The sequence below is a fragment of the Micromonospora sp. NPDC005172 genome, assembly GCF_040608555.1.
Taxonomy (GTDB): domain Bacteria; phylum Actinomycetota; class Actinomycetes; order Mycobacteriales; family Micromonosporaceae; genus Micromonospora.
Window position 1 is genome coordinate 21,706 of the sequence record NZ_JBEXIL010000001.1, and the last position, 13,177, is coordinate 34,882.

Consider the following 13,177-nt stretch of genomic DNA (forward strand, 5'->3'; position numbering starts at 1 on the left):
CGCGTCAGCTCTGGATGGTGAACGTGGCGACGACGCCGTTGTGGTCGGACGCGGTGCCACCGACGATGTCGTAGCCGGTCATCCACAGGAGCTGGTACGCCGGCAGCCGCTTCCAGAAGTAGACGTAGTCGATGTGTCGGTGAGCGCCGTCGACGGCGACCGACGCACCTTGTCGAGCCCGATCGACGCGACGCGGAACACGAGGCAACGGTAGAGTTTTGCGGGGCACGCATCTTTGCGGGTCACGCAAGAAGTGCTAACGTGGTGGCATGACGGGGCTGCGGGAGCGCAAGAAGGCCGAGACACGGGCGGCGCTCGGCTGGGCCGCCATCCACCTCACCGCCGAGCGCGGCTACGACAACGTCCGCGTCGAGGACATCGCCGAGGCGGCCGGCGTCTCCCCGCGTACCTTCAACAACTACTTCTCCAGCAAGGCCGAGGCGATCGCCTCCCGCCACCTCGACCGCAGCCTGCGCACCGCCGCCGCGCTGCGCGAACGCCCCACCGACGAGCCCCTGTGGCAGGCGCTCACCCAGGCCGCGCTGGAGCAGTTCACGCGCGGCCCCGAGGTCGAGGCGATGCCCTCCCCCGCACACGCCCAGTGGGTGGCCGGCGTCCGCACCATGCTCGCCGAGCCCGCCCTCCAGGGCGAGCGACTGCGCGCCGTCGCGACCGCCGAGGCCGAGTTGGCCGCCGCGGTCGCCGAGCGCACCGGGACCGACCTCGCCACCGACATGTACCCGAGGCTCGTCGCGGCCGCCGCCAGCGCGGCCGTCGCCGTCGCCATGCAGCACTACCTCGACAGCGCCGACCCGCCCACCCCGATCGAAAACCTCATCACCGACGCCTTCGCCCAGGTCGCCGCCGGCCTTCCCGCGCCACCGCGCTGACAACCCGGCCCTGACCAGGGCACCACTCACCCACATCCTCCGCCGCGTCACACCCCGCGGCAGGCCGGTCATCCGCCGCGCCCGCCGTGGCGATGACGCACGCCCCGAAGGGATCACGACCGTGATCGACGTCCTCATCGTCGGCGCCGGCCCGAACGGCCTCATGCTCGCCTGCGAGCTGGCCCTCGCCGGCGTCCACCCCGTCGTCCTCGAACGCCACCCGACGCCCGGAGGCGAGCCCCGCGCCAACGGCCTCGTCGGCCAGGTCGTGCGGCTCCTCGACCGACGCGGCCTGTATGCGCGCCTCACCGGCGAGAACACCCCGCCGACCCCGCAACCCGCCTTCGCCTTCGGCGCGTTCCCGCTGGACCTCACGGTGCTCGCGGACAACCCGCACTACGTGCTCGGCGTACCGCAGGCCCAGCTCGAAGCCACCCTCGCCGCCCGCGCCGCCGAACTCGGCGTCGACGTGCGCCGCGGCCACGAGGTCGTCGACCTGCGCCAACGGCCCGACGCGGTCGAGGTCGACCTCGCCGACGGTACGCGGCTCACCGCCCGCTTCCTCGTCGGCGCGGACGGCGGCCGCAGCGTGGTACGCCGCATCGCCGGCATCGAGTTCCCCGGCGTCACCAACGACCGGTCGGTCTCCCGCACGGCCACCGTGACCGTCCCGGCGTCCTCCCTCGACCCCGGGACCGGTGGCCTGCTCGCCCCCGGCTACGGCGTCGTGCCGCCGTTCCAGCACACCCGTACCCCCCGCGGCGTGATCGCCTGGGCACCGTTCCCCGGCCGCCCGGCGCTGGTCAGCACCACGGAGTGGCCCGACGCGTCGACGAGCGACGAGACCGCGATGACCCTGGCGGAGCTGCGCGCCAGCGTCACCCGGGTGCTCGGTGTCGACCTTCCCCTCGGCCCCCCGGACGGGCCGGGCCTGCTCCGCCGGCTGAGCGGCGGCAACACCCGGATCGCTGCCCGCTACCGCGCCGGCCGGGTGCTGCTGGTCGGCGACGCCGCGCACGTGCACCCCGCGATCGGCGGCCCCGGCCTCAACCTGGGCCTCCAGGATGCGGTGAACCTGGGGTGGAAACTCGCCGCCACCGTGCGCGGCTGGGCACCGGAGGACCTGCTCGACACGTACGAGACAGAGCGCCGGCCGGTCGCCGAACGGGTCGTCATGTCCACCCGGGCACAGTCGGCGCTCATCAGCCCCGGTGACGAGATCACCGGCCTGCGGGAGCTCTTCGCCGAGCTGCTGCGGATACCGGAGGTGACCGGGCACATCGCGGCGCTGATGTCCGGAGCGGACGTCCGCTACCCCGCCGACCCGGCCGAGGAGATGGTTGGCCGGTCCGCCCCCGACGTGGTCGTACGCGGCGACCAGGGTGTCGTACGCCTCGCCGAGCTGACCCGTACCGCCCGGCCGTTGCTGCTGGACTCCACGGGCATTTGGGCCGGGGTCGCCGCGCCGTGGCGGGACCGGGTGGACGTGGTCACCGGTCACCTGGAGGGCACGACCGCGACCGCGCTGCTCGTACGCCCCGACTGCTTCGTCGCCTGGTCCGACGGGGACGCCGACACGCTGCGCGCCGCGCTCACGCGCCACTTCGGCCGGCCGCTGTGACCAAAGGTGGCCGGGAGCGCCTCGCGCTCCCGGCCACCGGCTGTCGACAGCGCAGGGTCAGTTGGTGATCACCGGCCAGGCGTAGGCGAGCAACGCGCAGGCGGCGCCCAGGAGCGCGAACGAGATGCCCCGGGTGGGCAGGGGCAGGGCGGCGAGCACGATCAGGATGACGGCGATGATGTAGAGAAATGCCTGGGCGGACATGGAGGTCTCCTCATTCAGGGGGGGGTTGCGGGGGTGCGGGGAAAACGATCAGCCGTCCGGGGTGAAGAGCCCCTGGATGCCGACGACGATCGCGATCAGGCCGAAGATCGCGAGCAACAGACGGACTCCGGTCGCGCCGTCCGACTGCTCGACGCCCGACGACCGACGACCGGTCAGACGGCCCCACAACAGGGCCAGGCCGACGCCGATCCCGACCACCTCGAAGTGGAACACCCGGGGGCCGGACACCAGGTGGACGATGAGGTAGTAGCCGCCGGTCACGAGCGCCACGAGGCCGACCACCCACGCGATCGGCGCGACCCGTCCGGCGAGGCGGCCCAGGTCGTCACCGACGCGCGGCAGCAGCCGCAGCACGGCGATGGCGAGCAGAAAGCCGCCGACGATGTTGGCGAGGTCGAGCAGCAGAGCCATGATCACGAGGGTCTCCGTCGATTGGACGATCAGCCGGCGGGCTGATACCCACGGACCTGTCCGGTCGAAACGACATCCGGCGATCAATCTCGGACGGCTTCGTGAGCGGAACGGCTCACTGTGGAGCGATGAGGGGGGCGTAGTCGGCACGACTGAGCGGCTGCGCGGACAGCAGCCCGTCGGCGCGGGGCACTCCCAGCGGCCGTCGGTCGCGCAGGAACGTCACCGTGGTGACGTCGTGGCGACTGGTGAGGGTGCAGACGATCTGCCCGAAGGCGAGGACCTCGTCGCTGCGCCCGGCGTCGTCACCAGGCTCGTCGACGACGACCCGGGCCTGGAAGGCGCTCACCGTCGCTCCGGCCGCGGTGACCGCCCCCGGCAGGGCGCTGGTGAGGTCGGTGTCCCGCTCGGGCGCGGTGGGGCCGGCGAACAGGTGCCGCAGGTGCTCCTCGATGGTGGGTGGACGGTCGACGCTCCGCAGCACCGGGACGATCCGGTTGTCGCGGACGAGGCAGAGGGTCTCCGTGGCGGGACCGGCCGGTGCGGAGTCGGCGGAGGCGGTGTCGGCGGTGGTCGGGAACGGTCCGCGCGGCGGTGGCACCGGGCGGGGCGCGTCGTCGGCGGGGATGCCGCAGCCGGCCAGCAGCGCGACGAGCGCCAACCCGGGCAGGTGCCGACGACTCATGCCAGGCTGTCCGGCAGGATGACGCGGAAGCGGGCGCCTCCGCCGGGGTGGTCGGTGACGGTGACGTTCCCGCCGTGCGCGGTGGCGTGCTGGGCGACCAGGGCGAGACCGAGGCCGGTGCCGTCGCCCGCCCCACGGGTGTGGGCGGCACGTCCCCGCACGAAGCGGTCGAAGATCGCCTCCCGGTCCTCGACGGGTACGCCGGGGCCGTCGTCCTCGACCTCGACGACGGCGGCGCTGCCGTCGCGGTCGAGCAGGACGGACGTCGGGCCGCCCCCGTACGTCACGGCGTTGTCCAGCAGGTTCGCCAGGACCTGGGCGACGCGCCGACGCTCGACCCGCCACATCGGGGGAACTCCCGGCGCGAGGCGCACGATCGACGCCGGCAGGTCCAGGGCGGCACAGGCGGCGCGGGCCAGGGCCACCACGTCCACCGGCGCGCGATGCGCGGGCTGATCGCTGCGGGCCAGGTCGATCAGGTCGTTGACGAGCCGCTGGAAGCGATCGATCTCGTCGGCGACCAACCCCGCCGCCATCGCCGTCCGCTCGTCCTGGTGCTCCCGACGACGAGCCAGCACGCTCGCCGCGGCGGCGAGCGTCTGCAGCGGCGAGCGCAGTTCGTGGCTGACGTCGGCGGCGAAGCGGCGGTCCCGCTCGATGCGGTGGGCGAGCCGGTCGACCATCTGGTTGAACGAGGAGGACAACCGGGTCAGATCGGGGTCGGTGGCAGGGTCCAGACGGGCCGTGAAGTCACCGGCGGCGATCTTCTCCGCCGCGTCGGCCACCGCCGTCAGCGGGCGCAGCCCGTGCCGGGTCGCGTGCCAACCGAGCGCGGCCCCGGACCCGGCGATCATGATCGCCACGGTGGTCAGCGCGAGCGCCAGGACCTGGAACGTCTGCTCCAACTCGCGCAGGGAGTTGACCTCGAAGTACGCCGCCGTCGCGGACAGCGGCACGCCGACCACGAGGACGGACTGACCGTCCACCCGTACCCGCTGCACCGCCGGCTGCCCGGACGCCACGACGCGCCGCAGGTCACGGGGAATGGCGGTGGTGGGGCCGGGGTCGGCCGTGCGGGCGTACCACTCGCCGTTGAGGTGCAGCACCGGCCGTCGTCCACCACCGGTGTCCAGTGACCGGAGCACCTCCACGACGTCGGGGGTGTCGGTGTCGATCCCGGCGCGTACGACGGTCGCGTCGAAGTAGGCGGCGCGCAGGGCGGTGCGTTCCCGCTCGCCGATCAGGGAGCGGCGGGTGAGCTCGTAGGAGACCAGGGCCATCGAGGCGGCGAGCAGCAGCGCGCCGACCGCGAAGGCGGCGGTGACCCGGGTACGCAGTCCGAGGCGTCTCATCGCTGCAACTTGTAGCCCATACCCCGCAGGGTGACCAGGTGGCGAGGGGTCGCCGGATCGGGCTCGATCTTCTGCCGCAACCGGCCCACGTGCACGTCGACAAGCCGCTCGTCGCCGATGTCGTAGCCCCAGACCCGTTGCAGCAACTGCTGACGTGACAGCACCCGACCGGCGTGCTCGGCAAGCTCGCACAGCAGCCGGAACTCCGTACGGGTCACCGCGACCGGCCGGCCGTCACGACGCACCTCGCCCGCGTCGGGACTGATCTCCAAATCGCCGAACGCCAGCACGGGCACCGGCTCCACCGCCGGTCCCCCGACGACGGCGCGAGCGCGGCGGCGCAGCGCCCGCAGCCGCGCGGTCAGTTCCTTGATCGCGACCGGTTTGACGAGGTAGTCGTCCGCACCGGCCTCCAAGGCGGCGACGATGTCGTGGGTGTCGTCCCGGGCACTGACCACCACGATCGGCACGTCGTCGTCGCGGCGGAGCTGGCGGATGCACTCGAAACCGTCGAGGCCGGGCAGCATCAGGTCGACGAGCACGTAGTCGGCGGGGTCACGGCGCTGCGCGCGCAACCCCTCCTCGGCGGTGGCCGCGCCCACCGCGTCGTACCCCTCGTCCTGTAGGGCGAGCAAGAGCGCCAGGCGGATGCGGTCGTCGTCCTCGATCACCAGTACGGCCGTCATAACCGCATCATCCCCAGGCCACGACGACACGGCCAATCGCGTCCGCCGGCCTGCGGATTTGTCACCCAACTGTCATAGATCCGCGCGACGCCCGCCACGCCGGACAGGCACGGTGGCAGGCGACCAGAGCCACCGGAGAGGGGTACGACAGTGACGGGACCGCTCAGATCTCCGTCGTACGCGCTGCCGCTGGTGGAGGTCAGCATCACCCAACTGGACTGAGCTGCCTGACCGAGAGCGGGACGGCGTTCGACCGACTGCTGGCGTTGCGTCCCGAGCGGGTGGTCGTCGGGCCGACGTCGCCGCGACCGTGAGCCCCGTTGGCCGCCCCGGCCGGCCCGACTCATCCGGACAGGAAGGACCAGCAGCATGACCGTCGTCCCGGACGACAACCTGATGACACTCATCTGCGACACCTGCGGCGACAGCCTCACCGCCACCGCCTGCGTACTCCCCGACGCCGAGGTCGTCTGGACGCTCGTCGCCGAGCACGGGTGGAGCGGCTCCCCGTTCGCCACCGGCCCGCACCGCTGCCCGCACTGCAGTCTGCTCCCGCCCTCGCGCCCCGGGCAGGCCCCGATCGAGGGCCACGGTCCCGGCGGGATCCTCGGCATCGACCACCTGGACGACGCCACGGTCGTCACGGCCAGCGGAGACATCGACCTCGCCACGGGCGACGCGCTGCGTGCCGCGCTGCGGGAGGCGGGCGACGCGGGAGCACCCGTGCTGGTCGACCTGAGCCGTGTACGCGCCATCGACTCCACCGGGCTCGGCCTGCTGGTGCGCGCCCACCTCGACGCCCGCGAGCGGGGGCTCACGCTCTGCCTCGCCGCGCCGTCACGGTTCGTCCGGACCGTCCTGCACACGATGCGCCTGGACGGGGTCTTCCCGATCTTCGACAGCCGCGAGGACGCCCTCGACCGGATGGCCCGACCGGCGCTGTCCGCGGCGGCCGCGCCCAGAGCTGGGGCGTAGGCGTTCTCCCGGAACGGCGCTGCGCGGGCCGCGGCGTTCGCCGGGTCCCGTCGGTGGACGGGACCCGGCGGACGGTCAGGCCGGTGGCGACTGCGCGGTGTCGGCCAAGAGCAGCGATAGCTCGCGGACCAGGTCGTCCATCGACTGGCCGCTCTGCGCTTTGACCAGGCCGAGCGCCAGGTCCGCCAGCAGATAGAAGCCGAGGGTACGGGCCTGCTCGGAGCCGAACGCCGACATCAACGCCTCCGCGCCAGCGAGGTCACCGCGATGCTTCGCGGCGATGACCCCGGCAGCGCGCTGCACGATCTCGGCCGCCTCGGGGGTGTACCCACTCACGCCGGGTCAGATCTTCGGAGTGGCGGCGCGGGCAGCGTCGAAACGCGAGATCACGTCGGTCCAGTTCACCAGGTTCCACAGCCGGTCCACGTAGTCCGGACGCACGTTGCGGTACTGCAGGTAGTACGCGTGCTCCCAAGCATCGAACACCAGGATCGGAGTGGAACCCTGCCCGACGTTGCCGTGGTGGTCGTAGACCTGCTCCACGATCAACCGCTGACTCAGCGGCTCCCACGCCAGCACACCCCACCCGGAGCCCTGCACGCCCTTCGTCGCCGCGGACAACTGGCCGGCGAACCCCTCGAAGGAACCGAAGTGCTCGTCGATCGCCGCCGCCAACTCACCGTCCGGGCGGTCACCGCCGTCCGGGGACAGGTTGTTCCAGAAGATCGAGTGCAACACGTGCCCGGACAGGTTGAACGCGAACGTCTTCTCCAACCCCACCAGCGTCGCGTAGTCACCCTTGTCGCGGGCCTCGGCGAGCCGGTCGAGCCCGTCGTTGGCGCCCTTGACGTACGCGGCGTGGTGCTTGTCGTGATGTAGCTCCAGGATCTCGCCGGACATCGCGGGCTCAAGTGCACCGTAGTCGTAGGGCAGGTCAGGCAGGTTGTACACGGGCATGAGAAAGGTCCTCTCGCTGCTGCCTAGTTATGGCTATTGCCATTATCTTGCAACAAGGAGGCGATCACCGCCCAGGGGACGTCACGACGTGGCGGTCACCAGCGGCAGCGACGCCGGCACGGATAGCCGCCGCCGGGGCCACCCGGCGGGCCGAAGCGGGTGGGTGCCGTCGTCACGGCCGGCGGCGGGGCCGCCGTGGTCGCGGGCGCCTGCGCCGTGGTGGCCGCTGGCTTGGCCGGGCTCGTGGCGGCTCGGGTGGCAGGCGGTGCGGCCTTCGTCGGAGCCGGCGTCCGGGCCGACGGCGACGCGGACGCCGGAGACGAGGACGGCGACGGGGACGGCAGAGGCGCGGACGGCTTCGCCAGCCGGGTGTCGAGCCGGTAGTAGTCGGTGTACGCGGCGACGGTCTGCAGGTGCGCCCGCGTCATCGCGTCCGGCACGCCGCCGGCCCGGCGTACCGTGTCGACACCCGCGTGCCACGCAGCGACAGCCAGCAAGTAGGGGTCGCCGGGAAGCCCGGACAGCTCGCGGACCAAGCGGCACAGCACGTCGCCCAGCACCGGCACGGCCACCTGCGGGTCCCACACCGAGGCGCCCTTGGGGGCGTTGTCCTGCCACACGTCCTCGGAGAAGCCCGCGATCCCCAACTCACCGGACGGCCCGCGCTGCTCCGCGTTTAAGCTGGACAGCGCCATCAACTGCCCGGCGATTGCCGGGGCACTCACCTCGGGGCAGCGGCTGCCCGCGGCGACCACGGCAGGGACCAACTCGTCCGGCAACGGCACCGCCGCGGGAGCCGACCCGGCGGCCAGGGACTGGGTCGACCCGGCGGACGCGAACTGCGGCAGGGTCTGGTAGTAGGCCGCGTACTTCCCCGACCGGTCCACGTAGTCGTTCGCCTTGCCGGGCACCCGGCCCGCCTTGCGGACCTCGGCGAGCCCGGACCGGAACGCCGCCAGCGCCAGCCGCCACGCGTCCCCGTCGACGCCGCTCGTGCGGAGCTCGCCGACGAGGTTGCACATCAGATGCGCCAACGCGAGCAGGGCCGCGTCGGTGTCCTCGCGCTGCGCACCGGGCCATGGCGCCCACCGACGCCACTGCTCGTCGGTGAGCCCGGCGATGCCGCGCCCGCCCGACTCCGTACGCGCGGCCGCCGGATCCAGTTCGGACTCCGCCATGAGCTGACCGGCGAGGCGGGCGGAGCTCACGGCCGGGCAGGCGTGACCCGCCCTGGACAGCGCGGTGAGCTGGTCCCCGGTGAGCGCACGGCCGGTGAGGGTGTCCTTGCCCGCGTACGCGAAGCTCCATCCGAGGCCGACCACCAGCACCAGCACGATCACCGCCGCGACGCCGACGATCAGGCCACGGCCTGTCCCGGTGATCCTCTGTAGCCCGAAGCCCCGCACCGTGTTCCACCCTCTCCCGGTAGCAGCCACGTACTAGCAACGTGGACGGGAACGCGCTCGTTCACTTCGACGGCGATCGACATCGAAGATTCTGCCCGGATGTTCCCGGCGTGAACCGGGCGGGGTGCCGAGCCCGTTGCAAGGACGTGACTGCGATCGGGTGGAGAAAGCGCCGACGGGACGTGCCCCTGCACGTCGAGTGGCACGGCGCGACCGCCGTCCTCTCGCACGTCGAGGACCAGCCGCTCGATCTGTGGCGGCTGCTGCGCGCCGGGGCGCCGCCCGACGTGCTGGTCGTGCCGTCGGAGCGCGCGCTACGCGAGCCGGACTGCGCCGCGTTGCTGCGTACCGTCGTGCAGGAGGCCGCGGACGTCGGCGGGGTGCGGCGTGTGTGGGTGGCGGCGGACCGCGTCGGCCGCCCCGACGAGGCGTACGCCCCGTGGTTGACCGACCTCGCGGCGCGCACCGGGGTGGAGTTGCTCGCGCCCGACGGGCCGGTCGTCGTCGTGCCGCGCGGCACCTGGTACGCCGCGGGCGGCACCGGGGCCTGGGGTTGGCGCTCGTTCGCCGGTGGCGGTGACTGCCCGGTCACCGCCAACCGATGCCCGACCCCGGCCTGGGAGCCGTGCCTGCCCGACCGACCGATGAACCTCGGGCGGCTGGTCGCCGACCCGGTCCCGGCCGGCCTGCTGCTGCGCTCGGCCACCTCCGCGCCGGCCGCCGCCGGGGACCCGGCGTACCGCATCCCGGTCGACCCGCGCGGGCCGACGCTCGTGCTGCGGCACGTCGGCCGGCCGGTGGCCGAGGCCGCGGACGTGGCGTCGCTCTTCGCCGGACTGCCGGCACACTTTCCGGTACGGGTGGAGGCGGCGCTGCTGGACACGTCGGACGTGGTGCCCGAGCCGGCTTGGCTGGACGCGTTGGCCGCCCTGCTCGGCGATGCCCGGCCGCCGGAGCCGACTCCTGCCGAACCGATGCGGGACGGGCCGCCGGCGATCATGGAGGGTTGGCGTCGCACCGGGGACCGGCTCTACCGGCACCGGACGGTGGAGCGGCTGCTCGCCGAAGTGGTGCCCATGGGGGTGCTGCTGCGCCGCGACGGCGGGTACGCCTCGACGGACCTGGCGTTCGTCGACCCGGTCCAGGGACGCCTCGTGCTGGGTGGCGAGACCTCCCCGGGCATGCGGGAGGCGGTACGCCGGGTGTGGGACGGACCAGACGCTCCCCCGCCGCTGCACGAGCCGCCGGTGCACGAGCCGCCGGCACCCGCGCTGCGCACACGCCCTGCCTGGGCGACCGCCGAGGTCGTCACGCTGCCCCTTCCCCTGCGCCCGGTGGGCCCGCAAGCGGAGCCGACGGAGACGAGGACACCCACCCACACCGAACGGGCTGTGCCGACACCGACCGCGCCGGCACCGGTCCCCTCACCACCGGCCGTGTCAGCACCGATCGTGGCGGCACCGATCGTGGCGGCACCGATCGTGGCGGCACCGACCGGCGTATCGGCCGCGCCGCTGCGGACGGCACCGCCGCCGGTAGCCGCGCCAGCGGTCGTCGTACCGCCACCGGTCGTCGTGCCAGCGGTCGTCGTGCCGCCACCGGTCACCCCGCCACCACCACCGGTCACCCCGCCACCACCACCGGTCAAACCGCCAGCGCCACCGGTCGACCCGCCACCACCGCTGGTCGCCGCGCCGACGGCCCCCGTCGCACCGCCAGAGCCACCGGTCGCCGCGCCGCCCGCTTCGCCCGCCGCGCGGTTCACGCACGGCACGTCCGCGCCGCCGCTGAGCGTCGCCGGTCTCGGGCCGATCCCGGCCATGCGCACGATCTCCGGCCCGGACGTCACCGAGGCGCCTCCGGTCGAGGAGGTCCCACGCTGGCTCGCGGCGTCCGGTGCGGCGGTGGTCGACCGGCCCAGCACCGGGGAGGAGCAGGCCGCGCTGACCGCCGCCCTCGGGGTCGCCTACCACGACTCGATCACCCTGGTGAACGCGGCGCTCGCCGCGTGGCCCGCGCTGCGTCAGGCGGTCGCGCCCGCGGAGAAGTCGGACCTGGTCGCGGTCCGGGCGTTCCTGCGCACCTCGGCCGCCACGGTCAACGCCGCGCTGCGGACGGGGCAGGACGTCGACACCCCGGGCCTCCTGCCCTGTCTGGTCTCCGGGCTGCGGCGTCTGCCGCCGTACCGCCGGGCCGTGGTCGGCCAGGGGCGGGTGGGCGTACCCGCCCGGCGTCTCTACCCGGAGGGCACGACGCTCGTCGAACCGGCGTTCCGCAGCGTCAGCGCGTCCATGGACGTGTGTGCCGACGGCGCGGACGTCGACTTCGTGGTGCTGTCCCGGACCGCCCGGCAGATCGGGGTGCTGGCCGAGCAGAGCGATCTGGACGAGGCGGTGTTCCTGGCCGGTACGCGGTTCAAGGTCCTGGCGGTCAACGACGAGCCGGGTGGCGACCGGGGCGCGCTGCCCGGCACCGCCGTGCTGCTGCGGGAGCTGCTTCCCGGCGACACCACCAGCGGACGCGGGCTCGACGACGACGACCGGGCGGCGCTGCGCCGGCTGCAACGGGCGCTGGACCGGCGGCGGTCCGCCACGCCCCGGATGGTCACCGACGTGGGCGCCGCGGACCGCCTCGCCGGGCCGCCGCTGGGCTTCGTCGAGCGGACCCTGACCGCGAACGTCTCCTGACCCGACAGAAGGTGACAACGGATGCGTCTCAGTCGGCTCGCCCTCGCCGTGACGGCGGGACTCGCGACCACTCTTCTCGGCGTCGGCCCGGTGTGGGCGGCGCCGGTCCTGCCGCCGCTGCGGACCGGGCAGTGCCTGCCGGCGCCGGCCTCGTCGATTCCGGACATCCCGTGGCCGCAGCGGCACCTGACACCCGAACGGGCGTGGACGCTGACCGAGGGCGCCGGAGTCGTCGTCGCGGTCCTCGACTCCGGGGTGGACGCCCGTAGCCCGCAGCTCGCCCGACGCGTACTGCCGGGTGTCGACCTGACCCGGACGGGCGGGCGACGGGCCGATTCCGACTGCCTCGGCCACGGCACGTTCGTGGCGGGCATCATCGCGGCTGCGCCAGCGTCCGGCACAGGTTTCGTCGGCCTCGCGCCGAAGGTGCGGATCCTGCCGATCCGGATCACCGACCAGCCCGCCGGTGCGCCGGACGCCATCGCGACAGGCATCCGCACGGCCGTGGACCGGGGTGCGGACGTGGTCAACGTCTCGGCCGGCACCACGGTGCGTGATCCGGCGATGGAGGCGGCCGTCCGCTACGCCGAGCAGCGCAACGTCGTGGTGGTGGCGGCGGTCGGCAACCGGGACGCCGGGGCGGGCGTACGCACCTACCCGGCGGCGCTGCCCGGAGTCCTCGCCGTCGGGGCGATGGACAGCAGCGGACGGCGGTCGGACGCGGCGTCGCCGAATGCGGGGGTGGCGCTGCTCGCGCCCGGTGCGGACGTCGTCAGCATCGGTCCACGAGGGGCCGGCCACTGGCAGGGCAGCGGGACCAGCTACGCGGCGCCGTTCGTCGCCGGGACCGCCGCGTTGGTACGTGCCTACCGTCCCGGGCTCAGCGCGGCGCAGATCCGCCACCGCCTCCAGGCGACCGCGGATCTGCCCGCCGCGGCGCTACCGGACGCGCAGTTCGGCTGGGGCGTGGTCAACCCGATGGCCGCGCTGGCGACGATGCTGCCCGAGGAGGGTACGGCGGGCTCGATCGCGGGCGAGGCGCGGCGGGCGACGGCACCGGACGTGACGGGCACCGCCGAGGTGGGACCGCTCCTGGCGACCGGCGTGGCGCTGGTGCTGCTGGTCGCCGCCGGGGGCGCGGTGCTGGCCGTCCTCGGCCCCGCCGGTCACCGCCGACGCTGGCGTCCGGCGCGTACGGCCGAGGTGTCCGAGCCGGACCCGGTCACCCCCGCGCCCGAGGTCGCCCCGCCGGTGCGGTGACCGCGCCCGGCGGGGCGACCCG

General features: G+C 73.8%; 14 protein-coding genes. 5 read left to right on the forward strand and 9 right to left on the reverse strand.

Annotated elements, in window-relative coordinates:
- Window positions 1–4: 4 nt before the first annotated feature.
- On the reverse strand, window positions 5–208 hold the full coding sequence (locus ABZV06_RS00090) for a hypothetical protein (RefSeq protein WP_355617272.1): 204 nt from the start codon (window positions 206–208) through the stop codon (window positions 5–7).
- 61 nt (window positions 209–269) lie between these two features.
- On the opposite strand from ABZV06_RS00090, the gene ABZV06_RS00095 reads away from it, so the two are divergent.
- The gene (locus ABZV06_RS00095; RefSeq protein ID WP_355243690.1) at window positions 270–890 is read left to right on the forward strand and encodes a TetR family transcriptional regulator; all 621 of its coding nucleotides are present in this window, start codon (window positions 270–272) and stop codon (window positions 888–890) included.
- A 121-nt stretch (window positions 891–1,011) separates the two neighbouring features.
- Window positions 1,012–2,511: an FAD-dependent monooxygenase gene (locus ABZV06_RS00100; protein WP_355617275.1), complete on the forward strand. Its 1,500-nt coding sequence runs from the start codon at window positions 1,012–1,014 to the stop codon at window positions 2,509–2,511.
- A 57-nt stretch (window positions 2,512–2,568) separates the two neighbouring features.
- On the opposite strand, the gene ABZV06_RS00105 is transcribed toward ABZV06_RS00100, so the two are convergent.
- The 5 genes from ABZV06_RS00105 to ABZV06_RS00125 all read right to left on the reverse strand — a co-directional run bounded on the left by ABZV06_RS00105 (window position 2,569) and on the right by ABZV06_RS00125 (window position 5,870).
- Entirely contained in the window at window positions 2,569–2,715 is a 147-nt protein-coding gene (locus ABZV06_RS00105; RefSeq protein ID WP_355048005.1) for a hypothetical protein, read from the reverse strand.
- Window positions 2,716–2,763: 48 nt separating this feature from the next.
- A complete protein-coding gene (locus ABZV06_RS00110; RefSeq protein WP_355243821.1) occupies window positions 2,764–3,147 on the reverse strand; it encodes a hypothetical protein in 384 nt (127 codons plus the stop codon).
- Window positions 3,148–3,262: 115 nt separating this feature from the next.
- Window positions 3,263–3,832 (reverse strand): GerMN domain-containing protein, encoded by a 570-nt coding sequence (locus ABZV06_RS00115; protein ID WP_355617278.1) that lies wholly within the window; start codon window positions 3,830–3,832, stop codon window positions 3,263–3,265.
- Entirely contained in the window at window positions 3,829–5,184 is a 1,356-nt protein-coding gene (locus ABZV06_RS00120) for a HAMP domain-containing sensor histidine kinase (RefSeq protein WP_355617280.1), read from the reverse strand. Before ABZV06_RS00120 ends, ABZV06_RS00115 begins: the two co-directional genes overlap by 4 nt.
- Entirely contained in the window at window positions 5,181–5,870 is a 690-nt protein-coding gene (locus ABZV06_RS00125; RefSeq protein WP_355243703.1) for a response regulator transcription factor, read from the reverse strand. Before ABZV06_RS00125 ends, ABZV06_RS00120 begins: the two co-directional genes overlap by 4 nt.
- A 369-nt stretch (window positions 5,871–6,239) precedes the next feature.
- Between ABZV06_RS00125 and ABZV06_RS00130 the strand changes: the two genes are divergently transcribed.
- Entirely contained in the window at window positions 6,240–6,845 is a 606-nt protein-coding gene (locus tag ABZV06_RS00130) for an STAS domain-containing protein (protein WP_355243709.1), read from the forward strand.
- A gap of 75 nt (window positions 6,846–6,920) precedes the next feature.
- Here ABZV06_RS00130 and ABZV06_RS00135 read toward each other — a convergent pair whose 3' ends face one another.
- The 3 genes from ABZV06_RS00135 to ABZV06_RS00145 all read right to left on the reverse strand — a co-directional run bounded on the left by ABZV06_RS00135 (window position 6,921) and on the right by ABZV06_RS00145 (window position 9,208).
- A complete protein-coding gene (locus tag ABZV06_RS00135; protein ID WP_355243712.1) occupies window positions 6,921–7,181 on the reverse strand; it encodes a superoxide dismutase in 261 nt (86 codons plus the stop codon).
- Between the two features lie 6 nt (window positions 7,182–7,187).
- A complete protein-coding gene (locus ABZV06_RS00140) occupies window positions 7,188–7,802 on the reverse strand; it encodes a superoxide dismutase (RefSeq protein WP_355243714.1) in 615 nt (204 codons plus the stop codon).
- 95 nt (window positions 7,803–7,897) lie between these two features.
- Complete coding sequence (locus ABZV06_RS00145; RefSeq protein WP_355617283.1) at window positions 7,898–9,208, reverse strand: hypothetical protein; 1,311 nt, start codon at window positions 9,206–9,208, stop codon at window positions 7,898–7,900.
- 182 nt (window positions 9,209–9,390) lie between these two features.
- Here ABZV06_RS00145 and ABZV06_RS00150 point away from each other — a divergent pair, with 182 nt between their 5' ends.
- Both ABZV06_RS00150 and mycP read left to right on the forward strand, forming a co-directional pair.
- Window positions 9,391–11,895 carry a hypothetical protein gene (locus ABZV06_RS00150; RefSeq protein ID WP_355617286.1) on the forward strand — a complete coding sequence of 835 codons (2,505 nt, stop codon included), beginning with the start codon at window positions 9,391–9,393 and terminating at the stop codon, window positions 11,893–11,895.
- 21 nt (window positions 11,896–11,916) lie between these two features.
- Entirely contained in the window at window positions 11,917–13,155 is a 1,239-nt protein-coding gene (mycP, locus tag ABZV06_RS00155; RefSeq protein ID WP_355617289.1) for a type VII secretion-associated serine protease mycosin, read from the forward strand.
- The last annotated feature ends 22 nt before the right edge of the window (window positions 13,156–13,177 follow it).

Bases quoted from the DNA above. Each gene is read 5' to 3' on its own strand.
- ABZV06_RS00140 (WP_355243714.1), bottom strand. From the start codon at position 7,802: ATGCCCGTGTACAACCTGCCTGACCTGCCCTACGACTACGGTGCACTT.
- ABZV06_RS00095 (WP_355243690.1), top strand. From the start codon at position 270: ATGACGGGGCTGCGGGAGCGCAAGAAGGCCGAGACACGGGCGGCGCTC.
- ABZV06_RS00130 (WP_355243709.1), top strand. From the start codon at position 6,240: ATGACCGTCGTCCCGGACGACAACCTGATGACACTCATCTGCGACACC.
- ABZV06_RS00110 (WP_355243821.1), bottom strand. From the start codon at position 3,147: ATGGCTCTGCTGCTCGACCTCGCCAACATCGTCGGCGGCTTTCTGCTC.
- ABZV06_RS00105 (WP_355048005.1), bottom strand. From the start codon at position 2,715: ATGTCCGCCCAGGCATTTCTCTACATCATCGCCGTCATCCTGATCGTG.
- mycP (WP_355617289.1), top strand. From the start codon at position 11,917: ATGCGTCTCAGTCGGCTCGCCCTCGCCGTGACGGCGGGACTCGCGACC.
- ABZV06_RS00115 (WP_355617278.1), bottom strand. From the start codon at position 3,832: ATGAGTCGTCGGCACCTGCCCGGGTTGGCGCTCGTCGCGCTGCTGGCC.
- ABZV06_RS00120 (WP_355617280.1), bottom strand. From the start codon at position 5,184: ATGAGACGCCTCGGACTGCGTACCCGGGTCACCGCCGCCTTCGCGGTC.
- ABZV06_RS00125 (WP_355243703.1), bottom strand. From the start codon at position 5,870: ATGACGGCCGTACTGGTGATCGAGGACGACGACCGCATCCGCCTGGCG.